The following is a 17,548-nucleotide window of genomic DNA, read 5'->3' as shown; positions in this document are numbered from 1 at the left end:
CACCGCGTTAATTTGTTATAATATTATTAATAAATAGACTATTCGATATGTCTGTTGATTTGCGCTCCAGGCACTTCGCTTTCCGCGGGCGTGCCTGGGAGCCTCCTCGGCGCAAGCGCCTGTGGGGTCTCCCACTGCCCCGTACTCCCGCAGGAGTCTTCGTGCCTTCCGCGCAAATCAACAGGTGTTATTAATAAATCAAAAAGGTCAACCAATAATCTATTAAAATAAGTGGTGAATTCAATGTTTAAGCCAAAAGAGCCTAGCCAAAGTGAATTTGAATTTGTGTCTATTGATGAATTAGTTCCGGACGATCACCTTCTTCGTTTAATTGATAAATATGTAGACTTTTCATTTCTTCTTGAAAAAGTACGTCCATTTTATAGTGACGATAACGGTCGTCCATCCGATCCCCTTTTACTTTTTAAAATGATGTTTATTGGGTACCTCTTTGGCATTCGTTCAGAAAGGCAGTTAGAAAAAGAAATTAAAATGAACATTGCTTATCGATGGTTCTTGGGTTTAAAATTTCATGATTCGGTTCCCCATCATTCAACTATTAGTTGGAATCGTCAACACCGTTTTAAGGATACTGATATTTTTCAGGATATTTTTGATGAAATCGTCCTCCAAGCAATGAATCATAAAATGGTAGGCGGTCGAGTCTTATTTACTGATTCTACTCATTTAAAGGCAAATGCCAATAAACATAAGTTTACAAAGGAAGAGGTAGAAGTAGAGACTCGCGAATATTTTGAGGAACTTAATAAAGCTATAGAAGAGGATAGGATTAATCATGGAAAAAAGCCGCTAAAGGAAAAAGAGGAAGTGAAAGAGACAAAAGAAATTCGGGTGAGTACTACAGATCCTGAATGTGGATTTATGTCCCGAGAAAATAAGCAGGAAATGTTTTGTTATCTTGATCATCGGACTACTGACATGAAGTTCAATATTATTACTGATGTCTTTGTTACTCCGGGTAATGTTCATGATTCCGTTCCTTACCTGAATCGATTGGACCGTCAGGTCCAACGGTTTGGTTTTAATGTAGAAGCTGTTGCTCTAGATTCAGGCTATCTCACTAATCCTATTTGTAAAGGACTTTCTGATCGTAATATATTTGGAGTTATTGCCCATAGAAGATTCCATCCTACTACCGGCCTATTTCCTAAATGGAAATTTACATATGTCAAAGAACGGGATCTTTACATTTGCCCTAATAACCAAGAATTACCTTACAAGTCAACAACCCGAGAGGGTTATAGAGAATACAAATCTGATTCAAAAAAATGTGAAAACTGTCCACTTTTATCCCAGTGCACACGTTCAAAAAATAAGGTGAAAGTTGTAACACGACATGTATGGGAGAAGTTACAAAGAAAAGGTAAGAGGAAATCGCTTATCTAAATCAGGAAAAGAGCTATATAAATTTAGGAAGGAAAAAGTTGAGCGAAGCTTTGCAGACTCAAAAGAGCTGCACGGGCTTCGCTACTGCCGGTTACGGGGCATAAAAAAAGTAAGTGAGCAGGCTCTTCTAACCGCAGCTTGCCAGAACATGAAAAAGATTGCAACTCACTTGTTCAGACTCGAAAAAGTGTGTTGCAATTCTTTAGGTTGATTTAGACTCCTGTTGATTGGAGCGGAAGGTGCGAAGACTCCTGCGGGAGTACGGGACAGGGGAGACCCCGCAGGTGCGGAACGCACCGAGAGGCTTCCCGAACCGCCCGCGGAAAGCGAAGCACCTGGAGCGGAAATCAACAGGCCCATTAGCAGGGACAATTTTTTCAATAAAATCGGTATTTCAGATTCTAATAAACAAAAAATTGCCGAGAAATATACCCTTTCTCGACAATCTGAACACCCTAAAAACGGGTGTCTTTTAACTGCTTTTTTTCGGTTTGGGGATTTCGTTAATCGCCAGCATTAACACGATAAGGACAACAATCCAGTTGATTAGGGAACTATTAGGGACTGTTGTCTTAAGCGCGGTCATGATTGTAAAGAACAGTGTCGGAAGTGTTTCACTGTAGGCCGCCATTCTCCAAAGCTGGCCATAGTTTAGTTTTCTGCCAAGAATGTTCTTTAATGCAAGTCCAATTAAAGCGACAATCGATACCTCAATAAAACTAGCCGCACTTGAAAACAAATAAATAACGATTGAAATGACAGAGAGAATGATTCCTCGGGCACTGCTGATATTATGTAGGAAATCAAGCAGGTTGTCCTTGGTCAGGTCAAGCCCTTGCATCATCGAATAGGGATATGTCTCAGTCTGACCACCTGCAGATAGAACAAATTCATCCTTCAAAAGGGCAAATGCATCCCCTTCATCCGCAACTTCATCATCTGAAACAGCCCCGGTTGGATCAAGAATAAATGTAAAGCCTTCTTTATTGATGGTAACCGGCACCTTGGTGTCAGCAGTAAGCTCTCCATTTTTAATCGAAAACCCCGGTGTCTCTTCCTCGATAATGGTTTTGGCCGATTCTAATCCGGTTGACAAGGCCGTACTAAAAAAAATGATCGAAGGAAGGACAGAAATAAACGTCAGGAAGAAGACATAAAGAATGGTTTTGCCAATCCCCTGAAACCGAAACAAGGCAATGTCTTTTGGGGAATAAATGCTTTTTGCAAATTGCTTAAAAATATTCATAATGACCACCTTAACAACATAAATTCACTATCTATTGTAGCCTTTGCAGGGAAGATATACAAGAAAGACCGCCAAATATCGGCGGTCTAGGCTAGTTAACCCCACAAATTTCGTAAGCGCAGTTTTGGCAGTCGACTTCACGTTTAAGATAATGAATATCTTTGATGGTAAATTTCTGATTATCGTAGGCGATTATGTCCTTTTCTCGCAGTTCCTTGAGGGCCCGCTGAATCACTTCCCGGGTGCCATAGGTTAAGTTGGCCAATTCCTGATGTGTCAATGGCAAATCAATAAGGATGCCATCAGAGGTCACAATCCCGTAGGAATTGCATAGTCGGATAAGGATGGAATACAGGCCGCCTTTTTTTCCGTTCATGATTAAGTCCTGACATTTCATTTGTGCCTTTAAATAGCTGGTAGACAGCCAAGCTGCAAGTGCAGTCATCGCTTCCGGGTCGGTCATGACAAAGTTTTCAAATTCTTCCCGTTTAATATACAGCAGCTCACAGTCATCTAATGTTTTGGCATAAAATTGGTATCGCGGGTTTGCCTTAAACAGCGGATACTCGACGATTAATTCACGATTATTTAATACTTTTAAAATGAAATCCTTGCCTCGCACATGCACGCGGCCAAGGGCAATACTTCCGCTTAGAAGAATGTAAACATAATGGGCAGAGTCCTTTTCTAGAAACAGAACAGAACCTGCCTTTACCTTCTGTACGGGCTCAGTTTTATAGAAAAAATGATACAATAAGCTGTAAATTGAATTCCCTGTTTTCAGCATGCCTGCCACTCCCTTTTATCCCTTCTACTTTGATTAAAAAGAATTAAAAACAGTGTGTCAATATTGGTTTTACATAAAATGGAATCTAAACGGCGAGGCTATGACAAAAATCGTTGACAGAATGCGAGATGCGGGATTCATGACAATTTTTCGAAATATCTTAAATACGACCCTTGGAATATTTGTTGGAAATTTGGGTATTTTATATATGGTGGAATCGAGCATTTTATTTGAAACGATAACACTTATTTGGTAATCTTAATTAAAAGCTTTAGAATATTCCAAAAGTCCTTTTGGAATGGCTGAAGCAAATAATCTTTACATAGGAGGAATTTCTCATGGCATTTGAATTACCAAAACTGCCTTATGCAGAAGATGCACTAGAACCGCACATTGATAAAGAAACGATGAACATTCATCACACCAGACACCATAATACCTATGTTACTAATTTAAACAATGCTTTAGCAGGAAATGAAGAATTGCTATCGAAATCAGTTGAAGAAGTCATTTCCAATTTGGACGCTGTTCCTGAATCTGCTCGTACAGCTGTCCGCAACAATGGCGGCGGTCATGCTAATCACTCTTTGTTTTGGACAATCCTTTCTCCAAATGGCGGGGGCGCGCCAAGCGGTGAATTAGCAGATGCAATCAACTCTAAATTTGGCAGCTTTGAAGCGTTCAAAGAAGAGTTTGCAAAAGCGGCTACTACCCGCTTCGGTTCCGGATGGGCTTGGCTGTCTGTGAACAATGGCGAATTGGAAGTAAGCAGTACGCCTAACCAGGACTCTCCATTAATGGAAGGCAAGACGCCAATTCTTGGCCTTGATGTTTGGGAGCATGCTTACTATTTAAAATATCAAAACAAGCGTCCTGATTATATCGGCGCATTCTGGAACGTTGTGAACTGGGATGAAGTCGCGAAGCGTTACAGCGCAGCAAAATAATTTAAGATTAAAATCAAAGGCAGCTGACTAAGCTGTCTTTTTTTTTGCATAAGAACAGCCCGCTTGTTAAAGACTACCTGTTAAGAAAAAGGGGAGTTTTTTAATGCCAAAAAAGTTTAAATTTCTGGGTGATGTCGAGTTAACCAAGGATTTGTCACTGCTTTTGATCATTGGCGGGCTTTATTCCTTAAGTGTGGCTCTGTCCAATACGTTTGTAAACATTTACTTATGGAAGCAAACAGGGAAGTATTCTGACTTGGCGCTTTATAATCTGTCAATCGTCGTCCTGCAGCCATTAACCTTCATTTTGGCCGGGCGCTGGGCAAAAAAAATTGACCGTGTCATTGTGTTGAGAATTGGTGTCATTTTTTTAGCTTTGTTTTATATGGCCGTGTTAATCACCGGCTCAAAAGCGGCCACTTTTTTATTGGTCCTGGGGAGCCTGCTGGGGGTGGGCTACGGATTTTATTGGCTTGCCTATAATGTGCTGACCTTTGAAATAACCGAGCCGGAAACGAGGGACTTTTTTAACGGATTCTTGGGAATTTTGTCCTCTTTGGGAGGAATGATCGGTCCCATTGCGGCGGGCATCATTATTACTAGATTTGAAAAGTTTACCGGGTATACCATTGTATTTGGTTTGTCGCTTTCCTTGTTCGCCCTGGCGGTGATCCTGAGTTTCTCATTGAAACCAAGACCAGCAAACGGCAAGTACTGTTTTAAACGTATCATTGAAGAAAGAAAACAAAATGAAAATTGGCGTCTCGTTACCAACGCCCATTTCTTTCAGGGCCTGAGAGAAGGGACGTTTTTATTTGTTATCTCTGTATTTGTTTATATTTCTACCGGTAGTGAATTGGCTCTTGGCACATTCGGACTTCTTAATTCAGGGATTTCCTTTGTGGCTTATTATCTAGCATCAAGGCTAATTAAGAAACATTATCGAAAAAAGGCCATCCTTATTGGAGGACTGATCCTTTATGCATCCGTGTTGTTGATTGTCTGGGATGTTAATTATGCCAAATTGTTAATTTATGCGGCCATGATTGCCATCGCCTATCCGCTTCTGCTGGTACCTTATATTTCTACAACATATGATGTGATCGGTGTTGGCTGGAAGGCTGCTGAAATGAGGATTGAGTATATTGTAGTCCGCGAAATATTTCTGAATATCGGCCGCATTGTTTCCATCTTGGCATTTCTGGGTGCGGTGACCCTATTTAACGCAGAAAAGAGCATCCCGGTCCTATTATTATTTTTGGGTGCCGGCCATACGTTAATCTATTTATTTATAAAAAGAGTTCAACTGCCTGTCACTTAATGCGATGAGAATTTACTCATCGCTTTTTACTTGGAGTTGAATTTTGTCGAAAATGGTAAGTGTTCCTCATAGAAAAAAAACGGACAATCCTTTAAAATAGATAAAGGTTAAAGGAAGAGGAGGTGCACTTTACCCTTGAATAAGAAGAAAAAGAAAAAACTGGTTCCGTTTCGGTTAAATGTCTTGTTTTTCATTGTGTTTCTGCTTTTTTCGATACTGGTCTTGCGACTAGGTGAATTGCAAATTGTTTTTGGTGAGGACTTTAAGCGGGAAATAGAACGGACCGAGGATATAACCGTTAGTAATCCTGTGCCACGCGGAAAAATATTTGACACTAACGGGAATATTATTGTTGACAACACTCCGTTAAATGCGATTACTTATACTAAGTCTCAAAATACAAGCCAAGAAGAAATGCTAAAAACCGCGGAAAAATTGGCGAAAATCATTAATATGGATACAGAAAAGATTCCGGTTCGGGATAAGAAGGATTACTGGATTATCAAACATCCGAAGCAGGCAAAGGAAAAAATTACAAAAAAAGAATGGGCTCAATATGAAGAGAAGAAATTGGAAGACAAAGATATTTACAAATTGCAGCTCGAAAGGGTTACCGATGAGGAATTGAACAGTATACAAGGGGAAGACCTTGAAATACTGGCGATTTATCGTAAATTTAACAGCGGTTATGCGTTGACGCCGCAAATCGTCAAAAATAAAGATGTAACACCAGATGAATTTGCTGCAGTGAGTGAAAATCTCGAGAACCTTCCCGGAGTGGATACTACTACCGATTGGGACCGGTTATATGTGACAGGAAATACGTTAAGATCCATCCTTGGTGATGTGTCTTCTTCCGAATCAGGGCTTCCTAAAGATCAATTGGAAAAGTATCTTGCCAAGGATTACAGCCGTAATGATCGAGTTGGCAAGAGCTATCTTGAACTAAAATATGAAGATGTTCTCCATGGGGAAAAAGCCAAGGTAAAAAATATTACCGATAAATCCGGAAAAGTATTATCTACTGAGGTTATATCAGAAGGAAAACGGGGCAAGGACCTCGTATTAACAATTGATATGGACCTGCAAAAACAGGTTGAACAAATCATTGAAGAAGAAATGTGGGCTGCCAAGCAAAAATATCCAAATGCGGCACTTTTGGACCGCGCATTCGTGGTTGTAATGAATCCAAAAACTGGGGAAATCCTTTCGCTCGGCGGTAGACAAATAGTCAAAGATAAAGAGACTGGAAAACCTGAAATGCGGGATTATGCCCAAGGAACCTTCACATCTTCGTATGCGGTTGGATCATCGGTCAAAGGGGCCACAATATTGACGGGATATCAGACCGGGGCGATCAAACCGGGAACAGTCCTTTTAGATGAACCATTGCGTATCGCAAGTACAAAGCCGAAATCTTCATGGAAGACATTCGGCTCTATTAATGATCTAAGAGCACTCCAGGTATCATCCAACGTCTATATGTTTAAAACAGCGATTGCTATGGCGGGGGGACATTATGTTCCAAATAAACCGCTGCCGCTTGATTATACGGCATTTAATACGATGAGAAGATACTTCAGCCAATTTGGTCTGGGTGTTCGAACGGGAATTGATTTGCCAAATGAAATGACCGGATTCCCTGGTGCAGACAAAACACCTGGTTTGCTGCTTGACCTTGCGATCGGCCAGTATGACACGTATACCCCGCTCCAGCTTGCCCAGTACGTTTCAACGATTGCCAATGGCGGATATCGGGTTCAGCCCCATATCGTGAAAGAAATTCGTGAGCCGCTAATGGAAAATAATGAATTGGGTCCTATCATAAAAGAATTGGAGCCAAAAGTGTTAAATCGGATCGATATGAAGGACGAATGGGTCAAGAGGGTTCAGGAAGGATTCCGTATGGTCATGCAAGTTGGCGACGGAACCGGTGTCGGTCATTGGAAGAGTGCACCTTATAATCCGGCCGGAAAAACCGGGACGGCACAGGCCTTTTATGACGGATCAGATAAATCAAAACGCATGACGCCTGTTACGAGTCTAAGCCTCGTTACTTACGCGCCAGCAGATAACCCGGAGGTTGCCATGGCAGTTGTTGTTCCATGGGCCTATGAAGGGCACAGCGGTCCAAGCATTAACCATTTAATTGGCCGCAGGGTATTGGATGCCTATTTTGAACTGAAAAATTCTCGCCAAGAACCTGCCGATGAAGAAAATGCAGCCAATGCTGCGGAAGTGCTGGCAGCGGATAATAATCAGTAAACCTGTCTCGATTTGAGACAGGTTTTTTTATAGTTTAATAGTTTAATCGTTTAACGATTTACAAAACTCATACATTGATTTACATAAGCTTTACATTTCATTAAAACGCAGTTTACAGAGATTCTTTATTCTTGTAATTGTAAAGCAAAACGAACAGTCGTAGGAGGAATTTACACGATGAAAAATTTCAAAAAGTTTGGTCTAGCGATATTAACAGCTATTCTAATGATATTTGCAGCAGCGTGCGGCTCTGACTCTTCAGGTAAGGAAAATGAAACAGGAAATAATGGTGAACTATCGGGATCATTGGTTATTTCCGGTTCTTCGGCCATGCAGCCGTTAATTGCTGCCGCAGCTGAAGAATTCATGGCTGAAAATCCAAAGGTTGACATCCAAGTAAATGCGGGCGGTTCTGGGACAGGCTTATCGCAGGTTGCTGAAGGCTCTGTTGGAATCGGTAACTCTGACGTTTTTGCTGAAGAAAAAGAAGGTATTCCAGCCGACGAACTTGTTGACCACAAGGTTGCGGTAGTTGGCATGACTGCTGCAGTTAACCCTAAAGTGGGAATTGAAGATATTACGAAAGAAGATCTAATTAAAGTATTCACCGGAAAAATTACAAACTGGAAAGAACTCGGCGGTAAAGATCAAAAGATTGTTCTTGTAAACCGTCCCGACTCTTCCGGAACTCGAGCAATATTTAATAAATTCGCGCTGGATGGCGCGACACCTGCAGAAGGTATTACAGAGGATTCCTCAAATACAGTTAAAAAGATTATCAGTGAAACAGATGGCGCAATTGGTTATCTAGCATTCTCATACTTTACCGATGATAAAGTTACACCGCTTGCGATCGATGGTGTTGAACCGACTGAAGAAAATGTGCAATCCGGAGATTTCCCTGTTTGGGCTTACCAGCATTCCTATACTAAAGGCGAAGCGGAAGGGTTAGCCAAAGCGTTTCTTGAATATGTAATGTCAGATGAAATCCAAACTACTTTATTGAAAGAACAAGGATATCTGCCTGTTACAAAAATGAAGGTAGAACGAGATGTCGAAGGAAATCAAAAAGATATTAAATAGGGACACATATTTCTTTTAGTAAAGAGGGTAAATGCAGTTGCGTTTACCCTATTACGACATAATCAAGAGGAGTTTGGTTTATTATGGAAAAGGTTCTTCCTGCCAAAGATAGATTGCTAAAGTCAAACAAAAGCGGGCTGAATGGCGAACTTCGCGGAAAAATGCTAGTCATTTTATGTGCAATTATCATGATTTCTGCCACGATTTCGATCACTATTTTCCTTGGAACAAAAGGGATGCAATCCTTTACAAAAAACGGAATTAGTTTAATCGAGTTTTTAACAAGCACAAAATGGAATCCAACAGATAAGGCGAGCCCGATGTATGGTGTTCTGCCATTTATTTTTGGTTCCTTTGCAGTTACCTTTCTTTCCGCACTTGTTGCGGCGCCATTGGGAATTGGCGGGGCCATCTTTATGACGGAAATTGCTCCTTCCTGGGGAAAAAAAATCCTGCAGCCGGTTGTTGAACTCCTGGTAGGAATTCCATCGGTCGTATACGGTTTTATCGGACTATCTGTATTGGTTCCGTTTATTAGAGAGAATGTCGGCGGTTTAGGTTTTAGTTTGCTAGCCGGGACAATTGTCCTTTCCATCATGATTTTACCGACAATCACAACGATCGCGACAGATGCGATGAGTTCGCTCCCGAACCATCTGCGCGAAGGGTCTTATGCATTGGGAGCGACAAGATGGCAGACGATTAGAAAAGTATTGGTGCCAGCAGCGATGCCTTCTCTGCTGACGGCCATCATTCTCGGGATGGCGAGGGCTTTTGGTGAAGCTTTGGCCGTACAAATGGTTATCGGTAATGTCAGGGACTTACCATCAAGTATTTTGGATGCATCTGCGACACTAACGACCATTATTACCTTAAATATGGGCCATACCACATATGGCAGCGTAGAAAATAATACGCTATGGTCAATGGGTCTAATCTTATTAATCATGTCGTTTGCATTCATTCTCCTTATTCGTTATCTATCATCAAGGAGGAAATTACGATGAACAGTAAAGCTGCCGATCGAGTTGCGACAGGTGTATTTGTTGCGATTGCGATTGTTATCGTCACGATTCTTGTCGGATTATTTTTCTATATTTTTGTAAATGGATTTAAATATATATCATTTGATTTCTTAACTTCTCCTTCAAGCAATGTAAGGGCTGGTGGAGGAATTCGCGACCAATTATTTAATTCCTTTTACATTTTGTTTCTTACGATGCTGATTACGGTACCTATTGGAGTCGGCGGCGGGATTTATATGGCCGAATATGCCAAACCCGGTAAGGTAACCGACTTAATCCGGACCTGCATTGAAGTTTTGTCCTCTCTGCCATCAATTGTTATCGGTATGTTTGGATTATTGATTTTTGTAAACACAACGGGCTGGGGCTACACAATCATAGGAGGGGCCTTGGCACTAACGATATTTAATTTACCAACTATGGTTCGTACTACGGAAGACGCAATCCGTGCTGTTCCTCGTGATCTAAAAGAAGCAAGCCTGGCATTAGGCGTTACCCATTGGCATACAATCAAAACGATTATTTTACCAGCAGCATTTCCGTCAATTTTAACCGGAGCGATTCTTGCTGCGGGCCGGGTATTCGGTGAGGCAGCCGCACTATTATTTACTGCTGGCCTATCAACTCCAAGACTGGATTACATGAACTTGAATCCTTTTTCAGAACAATCACCATTGAATATTTTCCGTCCTGCAGAAACATTGGCGGTTCATATATGGTCTGTAAATACGCAGGGGTTAATTCCTGATGTAAATGAAGTTGCCAGCGGCTCATCTGCCGTTCTCGTCCTTTCAGTATTGGTTTTCAATTTATTGGCCCGCTGGATTGGGAGCTTGATTCATAAGCGGGTAACAGCGACTAAATAAAAGGTGGGGGTCATATGATGACAGCCGTTAAGGAGAGAACACAAGTGGATTTAACTGTTCAACCAACGCCAATTGAAGTTAAGTCTGAAAATATTATTGCGGTAAGGAATTTGGAAATTTTTTATGGGGATAAGCGGGCAGTAAATGGAATTTCTTTGGACATTAAGAAAAATTCCGTAACGGCCTTAATCGGTCCCTCTGGATGTGGAAAGTCAACGTTCTTACGCAGTATCAACCGTATGAATGATTTGATTCCCGGAGCACGCGCTGCCGGTGAAATCATCTATGAAGATCTAAATATATTATCACAAGATATCAATGTAGTTGCCTTAAGGAAGGAAATAGGCATGGTGTTTCAAAAGCCAAACCCGTTTCCAAAATCAATTTATGAAAATATTGCCCATGGCTTAAAATTTGCAGGGATTCGAAAAAAAACTGAGCTTGATGAAATCGTCGAAGAAAGTTTACAAAAAGCGGCTTTGTGGGATGAAGTGAAGGACAGGTTGCACAAATCTGCCTTATCGCTATCAGGGGGGCAGCAGCAGCGCCTTTGTATTGCCAGATCAATTGCCATGAAGCCGACTGTCATCCTTCTTGATGAACCATCTTCGGCATTGGACCCAATCTCAAATGCCAAGGTTGAGGAATTGATTATCGGGTTGAAAAAGGATTATTCCATCATTATTGTCACCCATAATATGCAGCAAGCAGCGCGGATTTCAGATAAAACAGCCTTCTTTTTAAACGGTGATTTAATAGAATATGACAATACTAAAAAACTCTTTACGAATCCATCAGTCAAAAAAACAGAGGAATACATTTCCGGACGCTTCGGATAAGGGGGAAGCATTGTGGCGATACAAACATTAACGAGAGACATCTTTGATGTGAAAGATCTAAACCTATGGTATGGTGATCACCATGCCTTAAAAAATATTGATTTCCCAATCCAGAAAAAAGAAGTAACGGCAATGATTGGGCCTTCAGGATGCGGAAAGTCCACGTTTTTAAAGACTTTAAATCTAATGAATAAAATGATACCGAATGTCAAAATAACTGGAGAAGTGAATTTTGACGGTGACAATATTTTAAACCCAAAAACAGACCTAGTAGAATTACGGAAACGTGTTGGCATGGTTTTCCAAAAGGGGAATCCGTTCCCTCAGTCTATCTACGATAATGTTGCCTATGGGCCGAGAATTCATGGTGTAAAGAAAAAGACGCATCTGGACGAAATTGTGACGAAGGCGTTAATCGATGTCGCATTATGGGATGAAGTGAAGGACCGTCTGCACGCACCAGCATTGGGACTTTCAGGCGGACAACAGCAGCGCCTGTGCATTGCGAGGGCGCTTGCTACCAAACCGGAGGTACTGCTAATGGATGAACCAACCTCCGCACTCGACCCGATTTCAACATTAAAAATCGAGGAATTAATCCTTGAATTAAAAGAAAAGTACACCATTGTCATTGTGACCCATAACATGCAGCAAGCGGCCCGAGTATCGGATAAAACGGCCTTCTTTCTTATGGGCGAGTTAATTGAAGTGGATCTAACGCCAAACATTTTTTCGATGCCTAAAGATACCCGCACCGAAGACTATATTACTGGGAGATTTGGATAAGGGGGGAATAATGATGAACACACGGTCAAATTTCGATCAAAATTTAAATCAATTAAAAAAGATGCAGCTGGAAATGGCCGCCAAAGCGGAGAAAAGAATTAAAGACGCCATGCTCGCCCTGCTTAATCAGGATATTGACCTGGCAAATCGAGTCATTTCAGGTGACAATGAGATTGATGAGCTTGAGCATGAGATACATGAAAAAGCTTTGATGCTGATCGCTACCGAATCGCCAGTTGCCAGGGATTTACGGAGAATTAATGTTGCCTTAAAGGTGTCATCCGAGGTTGAGCGGATGGGCGATATGGCTGTAAATATAGCCAAATCGGTTGTCCAAATCGGGAAAGATAAACATATTAAAGAATTGGCTGATATTCCTCACATGATGGAAATGGCCTTAGAAATGGTCGCGGATGCCCTTACTGCCTTTTATACAGAAGATATTTCTATCGCAAGGCAATGCGCCGAAAAGGATGACGCCGTTGACGATATGTTTGGAAAATTAATTCATGAACTCATGGGACATATTCCGAAAAATCCAGAGTCGACGAACCAAATCATCCAATTGTCTTTTGTTTGCCGGTTTATTGAACGGATTGCCGATCACTCCACCAATATTGCCGAAAATGTTGTTTTTCTTGAAACTGGAAAAAGGCTGAATCTAAATCATTAATTATATTCAAAAAGGGTGAGGCAGTTGGCTTCATCCTTTTTGGTGTACGATCCAATTAATGTCGAAAAATCTTTGTTTAGATTGAAACACTTAAAAAATACACCGCATTTTCCACTCTTTTAAAAATTTGCAGCCGCTCGAACAGCCCCCTATTAGGATAGGCAAAATACGACAAATTGCGTTTATTGTCTGCCTCACTGTCTGATGTTACGATTAAATAAGAGTCAAAAGAATAGTTTGTTTTCTTTTACCATATATTGATACGTTGCAGATTGGAGGAAGCTATGATTAAGCAAGATTTATTTACCCCTATAAAGGGTGAGCTTATCGCAAAACTTGTTGCCCCTCAAAAAATGTTTCTCTTCTGGGATCCATCCCAATTGCCAAAAATGATCATTCAATTATATTTTAATCAACCGATTGAGGAATTGGTTTCTGTCATCAGAGTATTCGATGTGACAGATATCCTTTTTAACGGGAAAAATGCCCATCATTATTACGAGATATCTATTCCTTATCCCAATAGCCATTGGGTGGTGAAAGGATTAACGGCAAGCCGAAGCTATCAAGCAGAACTGGGTGTATATTTGCCGGAAACAGGATTTTTCCCTTTATTCCGATCAAACTGCATCCAAACGCCTGCAATGGCGATACCGGATGGAACTAGTTTTTACCGAGACTACTTGCAATTGAAAGGGCATGAAGAAAGTCCGCCAAAATGGCGGAACTATGTAAGCACTTATAGTTATTATGAAGAACCTGAAAACATGGAGGAGAAAAATGCCTAAAACATTTGTCCCGGTGGAATGCTTAACCCCAAATTCGGAACAAGGGCTTGGTTTAAAAATTTTGATGCTTTGCTGGGAGTATCCCCCGAATGTCGTTGGCGGACTTTCAAGACATGTATTCAGCTTATCCGTACATATGGCAAAAATGGGCTATGAGGTTCATGTTATAACCGCCGAAAACGACAGGCTTCCTGCCTTTGAACTGATGGATGGGGTGAGGGTGCATCGGGTCAAACCGATCAATGAAATGGACCGGAATTTCCTGTCCTGGATTGGCGGTCTTAATCTGGCGATGTCTTTCAAGGCGGAAAGGCTGGCACAAGAAATCCGCTTCCATTTAATACACGCCCATGATTGGCTGGTGGGGGCTGCTGCTATTGCTCTAAAGGAGCTATGGTCCATCCCGTTGTTAACCACGATTCATGCGACTGAACATGGAAGAAATAATGGTATTCATACGGAAACTCAGCAGTTTATCCATGAAAAGGAACAGCAGCTAATTATTGCATCCAATCAAATAATTGTTTGCAGCGAATATATGAAAGAACATCTTGCTTCTGTTTTTAATGGGGTTTCCGACGCAATTGCGATTATTCCCAACGGCGTTGAGGCACCAGCGGCCACAGAGGATGGCGCAATGTTATTTCTGGAGCGTAACAAAAAGGAATACATTTTTTCCATAGGCAGGATTGTCAAAGAAAAAGGCTTTCAAACAATGATTGAGGCTGCTTCAATTGCCAAGGAAAATAATTTGGATTACTTTTTTGTTATTGCTGGAAAAGGCCCGATGCTGGACACATATCGAAGCCAAATAAACGAAAGACAATTAACAAATCACATCATGTTTATTGGCTACATTACAGATGAACAAAGAAATGCCCTAATCGCCGGAAGTCAATTGATCGTTATCCCAAGCCTGTACGAACCTTTTGGCATTGCTGCCCTTGAATCAATGATATTAGGGAAACCAACGATTGTTTCCAACACCGGAGGCATGAAAGGGATTATTAAGCATCTGCAAACCGGGCTCCTGATGAATCCGGGTGATCCGGAAAGTATGATTCAGCAAATTCAGTTTCTTAAAGAGAATCCAATAATAGCGAAAGAAATTGGCCTTAAAGGCAGGGAGATTGTAAAAAGCTTGTACGGGTGGAAACGAATTGCTTCAGAAACGGCCAGAATAATGGAAGATACAGTTATTCATTCACAGGTTAAGGATTAACTATAAATAAATTTTCCCAAAAAGGTGTAATGATCATGAATGTAATCGAAAGTTACAATGAGAGAATGAAGCAAAGCACTATTGATCAGCTTCAATTTATTCCAGGCATATGGGTTAATGGAAGATATCTCTGGCTTCAAAACGGCAGCGAAAAAGTGATTTACGATGAAGCTTTGACCTTAAATGTGAAGCGTGAACAAGTACACTCCAAAATCCGCTTTTCTACTATTTTTACAGGCAATCATAGTGATTGCCAGAAAGAAATTAAATTATTGGCCATGCACCATTTTTCCAGTCTTGACCAAGATGGCTTAACATTTATTTCGCCGTCAGATAACATGATTTTACATCATGCCGCCAAACAGACATTTCTGGTTAATGCTGCATATAAAGGTACAGGATTAAAGGAATATACAACAATTCCATTGTGGAACGCTTACACAGATCAGATTTGGAGTTCCCTCCAAAAAGGGATATTAAAATATCAACCCATGGCCAAAGGGCCTGCAGCCAGTATTTTTGCGGTTAACATAACAATTCCGCCGAAAGAAACGATAAAAATGAAAGTTTGGGCAATAGCAGGAACCGACAAAAAAGAATTAATTTCAATAGAAAATGCACTTTTAAAAAACCCACTAGCATTTCCAAACGAAAAATGATATTATAGAAAAGTCGTATGAACGAACAGCTTAATTGTTTGGAGGGAAATAAACATGCGTGTGAATATTACGTTAGCTTGCACTGAGTGTGGAGACCGTAACTATATTTCAAACAAAAATAAACGCAACAACCCAGATCGTCTTGAGCTTAAGAAATATTGCCCAAGAGAAAAGCGTACAACTGTACACCGCGAAACAAAATAAGCAGCAGGGCTTCCTGTTGCTTTTTTTGTTGCAGTAAAAAATGGGAGGGCTCCTGAGATGGAGGATAAAACTTCAATTCGCAAGAGAATGAAAGCTATACTTTCCAATCTTTCAGAACAGACATATGAAGATTATTCAAATAAAATTGCCCAAACTCTTTATCAACAAGACGAGTGGAAACAATCTGCCACCATCGGGATCACCATTTCCAGGGTGCCTGAAGTAGATACATACCCAATTATACGGAAGGCGTGGGAATCAGGTAAGCGCGTAGTCGTGCCAAAATGCGACCCAAAAGAGAAAGTGCTGTCTTTTAGGACGCTGACCGATTTTTCTCAGCTGGAATCTGTTTATTTTGGATTGCTGGAGCCAATTATAGAAAAGACAACGGAAATTGAACCTAAGGAGATTGACCTTCTTATTGTACCAGGCTTGGCCTTCACTCGGGAAGGGTATCGGTTGGGCTTTGGCGGCGGCTACTATGATCGCTTTTTGATGGATTTCACTGGCAAAACAATCTCACTTGCCTTTACGGAACAAATGATTCCAAGGTTCCCGATAGAAAAATTTGATATCCCGGTTTCCAAAATAATTACTGTCAACGAGGTCATTCACCCATATGATTGAGGCAGTTCTCATTGTTGCTGTAATCATCATGACAGGGATAACCGGATATCGGGTGAAATCGCTGACAACCTCGGGCGCCGCAGCGGCTTTTTTAGTCGGGCTTGCTGTCTATGCCGGCGTTGGTGCAAAAGGGCTATTTCTTTTAGGGATTTTCTTTGCGACTTCAAGTTTCTGGTCAAACTATAAAAGTGCGGCGAAAAGGACTCTGGAGGAGAAATTGGCCAAAGGAGCAACGCGGGACTGGCGTCAAGTGTTTGCTAATGGCGGAATGGCGGCAGTGTTCAGTATTCTTTATCTCTTCTATCAGGACAGCATCTTGCTGCTTGGATTTATGGTGTCACTTGCCAGTGCCAATTCTGACACATGGGCCTCTGAAATAGGCAGCTTGAGCAAAAGGGCCCCTATTTATATTCGAACTTTCAAGCGGGTAGATAAGGGAACCTCCGGTGCGGTCAGCATGCTTGGGAGTACTGCGGCACTTTTGGGGGCACTAACCATTGCTGTGGTTGGTTTCTTGTTATTTAAACCGACCCCTCTTGTTTTAGTCCTGGTATTTATTTTTGGTTATCTCGGGAATGTTATTGATACCTTATTTGGCGCCTTTTACCAACAGGTTTATGCTTGCCGCCAATGCGGCATCGAAACGGAGAAAAGGTTCCACTGTGGTCAACCGACAAGCCAAATAAAAGGCATTTTGTTAATGGACAATGACATGGTAAATTTCTTGTCAGGTTTCTTGGCGGCAATGCTCGCTATAGCACTTTATTTAATTTTATTATAACTTAAGGGTAGGGAGGAATTGA

Annotated in this window: 18 protein-coding genes; 16 read left to right on the top strand and 2 right to left on the bottom strand. The window is 41.2% G+C overall.

Translation table 11 applies throughout. The features are described 5' to 3' along the window. The first annotated feature begins 243 nt into the window (after positions 1-243). Positions 244-1,618, top strand: a protein-coding gene (locus M3234_RS10075; protein WP_396953943.1) for an IS1182 family transposase whose coding sequence is annotated in 2 segments (ribosomal slippage) — positions 244-1,368 and positions 1,370-1,618 — 1,374 coding nt in all. Because the reading frame shifts where the segments join, the coding sequence is not laid out codon by codon here. 261 nt (positions 1,619-1,879) lie between these two features. On the opposite strand, the gene M3234_RS10070 is transcribed toward M3234_RS10075, so the two are convergent. Next, a complete protein-coding gene (locus M3234_RS10070; protein ID WP_262304598.1) occupies positions 1,880-2,653 on the bottom strand; it encodes a DUF1189 domain-containing protein in 774 nt (257 codons plus the stop codon). Positions 2,654-2,744: 91 nt separating this feature from the next. Beyond that, positions 2,745-3,440, bottom strand: a complete 696-nt coding sequence (locus tag M3234_RS10065; protein WP_262304597.1) for a Crp/Fnr family transcriptional regulator — start codon at positions 3,438-3,440, stop codon at positions 2,745-2,747. A 338-nt stretch (positions 3,441-3,778) separates the two neighbouring features. Here M3234_RS10065 and M3234_RS10060 point away from each other — a divergent pair, with 338 nt between their 5' ends. The 15 genes from M3234_RS10060 to M3234_RS09990 all read left to right on the top strand — a co-directional run bounded on the left by M3234_RS10060 (position 3,779) and on the right by M3234_RS09990 (position 17,526). Next, a complete protein-coding gene (locus M3234_RS10060; RefSeq protein WP_262304596.1) occupies positions 3,779-4,387 on the top strand; it encodes a superoxide dismutase in 609 nt (202 codons plus the stop codon). 103 nt (positions 4,388-4,490) lie between these two features. After that, positions 4,491-5,708, top strand: a complete 1,218-nt coding sequence (locus tag M3234_RS10055; protein WP_262304595.1) for an MFS transporter — start codon at positions 4,491-4,493, stop codon at positions 5,706-5,708. Positions 5,709-5,843: 135 nt separating this feature from the next. After that, positions 5,844-7,973, top strand: a complete 2,130-nt coding sequence (locus tag M3234_RS10050; RefSeq protein ID WP_262304594.1) for a peptidoglycan D,D-transpeptidase FtsI family protein — start codon at positions 5,844-5,846, stop codon at positions 7,971-7,973. A 177-nt stretch (positions 7,974-8,150) separates the two neighbouring features. Next, complete coding sequence (locus M3234_RS10045) at positions 8,151-9,056, top strand: phosphate ABC transporter substrate-binding protein (protein WP_262304593.1); 906 nt, start codon at positions 8,151-8,153, stop codon at positions 9,054-9,056. 83 nt (positions 9,057-9,139) lie between these two features. Continuing rightward, the gene (pstC, locus tag M3234_RS10040; RefSeq protein WP_262304592.1) at positions 9,140-10,063 is read left to right on the top strand and encodes a phosphate ABC transporter permease subunit PstC; all 924 of its coding nucleotides are present in this window, start codon (positions 9,140-9,142) and stop codon (positions 10,061-10,063) included. Then, positions 10,060-10,947, top strand: coding sequence for a phosphate ABC transporter permease PstA (gene pstA, locus M3234_RS10035; RefSeq protein WP_262304591.1), 888 nt, complete (start codon positions 10,060-10,062; stop codon positions 10,945-10,947). The genes pstC and pstA overlap by 4 nt, the downstream gene beginning before the upstream one ends. Positions 10,948-10,961: 14 nt before the next feature. Continuing rightward, positions 10,962-11,786 carry a phosphate ABC transporter ATP-binding protein PstB gene (pstB, locus tag M3234_RS10030; RefSeq protein ID WP_396953942.1) on the top strand — a complete coding sequence of 275 codons (825 nt, stop codon included), beginning with the start codon at positions 10,962-10,964 and terminating at the stop codon, positions 11,784-11,786. 12 nt (positions 11,787-11,798) lie between these two features. After that, on the top strand, positions 11,799-12,572 hold the full coding sequence (gene pstB / locus M3234_RS10025) for a phosphate ABC transporter ATP-binding protein PstB (RefSeq protein ID WP_082692946.1): 774 nt from the start codon (positions 11,799-11,801) through the stop codon (positions 12,570-12,572). A gap of 10 nt (positions 12,573-12,582) precedes the next feature. Continuing rightward, the gene (gene phoU / locus M3234_RS10020) at positions 12,583-13,245 is read left to right on the top strand and encodes a phosphate signaling complex protein PhoU (RefSeq protein WP_262304590.1); all 663 of its coding nucleotides are present in this window, start codon (positions 12,583-12,585) and stop codon (positions 13,243-13,245) included. Between the two features lie 284 nt (positions 13,246-13,529). Further along, entirely contained in the window at positions 13,530-14,033 is a 504-nt protein-coding gene (locus M3234_RS10015; RefSeq protein WP_262304589.1) for a DUF4912 domain-containing protein, read from the top strand. Next, entirely contained in the window at positions 14,026-15,255 is a 1,230-nt protein-coding gene (locus M3234_RS10010; protein WP_262304588.1) for a glycosyltransferase family 4 protein, read from the top strand. Before M3234_RS10015 ends, M3234_RS10010 begins: the two co-directional genes overlap by 8 nt. 35 nt (positions 15,256-15,290) lie before the next feature. After that, positions 15,291-15,914, top strand: a complete 624-nt coding sequence (locus M3234_RS10005; RefSeq protein ID WP_262304587.1) for a hypothetical protein — start codon at positions 15,291-15,293, stop codon at positions 15,912-15,914. 54 nt (positions 15,915-15,968) lie between these two features. After that, the gene (rpmG, locus tag M3234_RS10000; RefSeq protein WP_082692947.1) at positions 15,969-16,118 is read left to right on the top strand and encodes a 50S ribosomal protein L33; all 150 of its coding nucleotides are present in this window, start codon (positions 15,969-15,971) and stop codon (positions 16,116-16,118) included. Positions 16,119-16,175: 57 nt separating this feature from the next. Continuing rightward, positions 16,176-16,745, top strand: coding sequence for a 5-formyltetrahydrofolate cyclo-ligase (locus M3234_RS09995; RefSeq protein WP_262304586.1), 570 nt, complete (start codon positions 16,176-16,178; stop codon positions 16,743-16,745). Next, positions 16,738-17,526 carry a DUF92 domain-containing protein gene (locus M3234_RS09990; RefSeq protein WP_262304585.1) on the top strand — a complete coding sequence of 263 codons (789 nt, stop codon included), beginning with the start codon at positions 16,738-16,740 and terminating at the stop codon, positions 17,524-17,526. Before M3234_RS09995 ends, M3234_RS09990 begins: the two co-directional genes overlap by 8 nt. The last annotated feature ends 22 nt before the right edge of the window (positions 17,527-17,548 follow it).

It is taken from the genome of Neobacillus niacini (assembly GCF_023715785.1).
Taxonomy (GTDB): Bacteria; Bacillota; Bacilli; order Bacillales; family Cytobacillaceae; genus Neobacillus; species Neobacillus niacini_E.
Note: the sequence above shows the minus strand (reverse complement) of the source record. Positions and strands in the feature narration are given on the sequence as shown.

Excerpts from the sequence above, each read along its gene's own strand:
- M3234_RS10065 (WP_262304597.1), bottom strand. The coding sequence starts at position 3,440 with ATGCTGAAAACAGGGAATTCAATTTACAGCTTATTGTATCATTTTTTC.
- pstA (WP_262304591.1), top strand. The coding sequence starts at position 10,060 with ATGAACAGTAAAGCTGCCGATCGAGTTGCGACAGGTGTATTTGTTGCG.
- M3234_RS10055 (WP_262304595.1), top strand. The coding sequence starts at position 4,491 with ATGCCAAAAAAGTTTAAATTTCTGGGTGATGTCGAGTTAACCAAGGAT.
- M3234_RS10005 (WP_262304587.1), top strand. The coding sequence starts at position 15,291 with ATGAATGTAATCGAAAGTTACAATGAGAGAATGAAGCAAAGCACTATT.
- M3234_RS10045 (WP_262304593.1), top strand. The coding sequence starts at position 8,151 with ATGAAAAATTTCAAAAAGTTTGGTCTAGCGATATTAACAGCTATTCTA.
- pstB (WP_396953942.1), top strand. The coding sequence starts at position 10,962 with ATGATGACAGCCGTTAAGGAGAGAACACAAGTGGATTTAACTGTTCAA.
- pstC (WP_262304592.1), top strand. The coding sequence starts at position 9,140 with ATGGAAAAGGTTCTTCCTGCCAAAGATAGATTGCTAAAGTCAAACAAA.
- M3234_RS10010 (WP_262304588.1), top strand. The coding sequence starts at position 14,026 with ATGCCTAAAACATTTGTCCCGGTGGAATGCTTAACCCCAAATTCGGAA.
- M3234_RS09990 (WP_262304585.1), top strand. The coding sequence starts at position 16,738 with ATGATTGAGGCAGTTCTCATTGTTGCTGTAATCATCATGACAGGGATA.
- phoU (WP_262304590.1), top strand. The coding sequence starts at position 12,583 with ATGATGAACACACGGTCAAATTTCGATCAAAATTTAAATCAATTAAAA.
- M3234_RS10015 (WP_262304589.1), top strand. The coding sequence starts at position 13,530 with ATGATTAAGCAAGATTTATTTACCCCTATAAAGGGTGAGCTTATCGCA.
- M3234_RS10060 (WP_262304596.1), top strand. The coding sequence starts at position 3,779 with ATGGCATTTGAATTACCAAAACTGCCTTATGCAGAAGATGCACTAGAA.
- M3234_RS09995 (WP_262304586.1), top strand. The coding sequence starts at position 16,176 with ATGGAGGATAAAACTTCAATTCGCAAGAGAATGAAAGCTATACTTTCC.
- M3234_RS10070 (WP_262304598.1), bottom strand. The coding sequence starts at position 2,653 with ATGAATATTTTTAAGCAATTTGCAAAAAGCATTTATTCCCCAAAAGAC.
- rpmG (WP_082692947.1), top strand. The coding sequence starts at position 15,969 with ATGCGTGTGAATATTACGTTAGCTTGCACTGAGTGTGGAGACCGTAAC.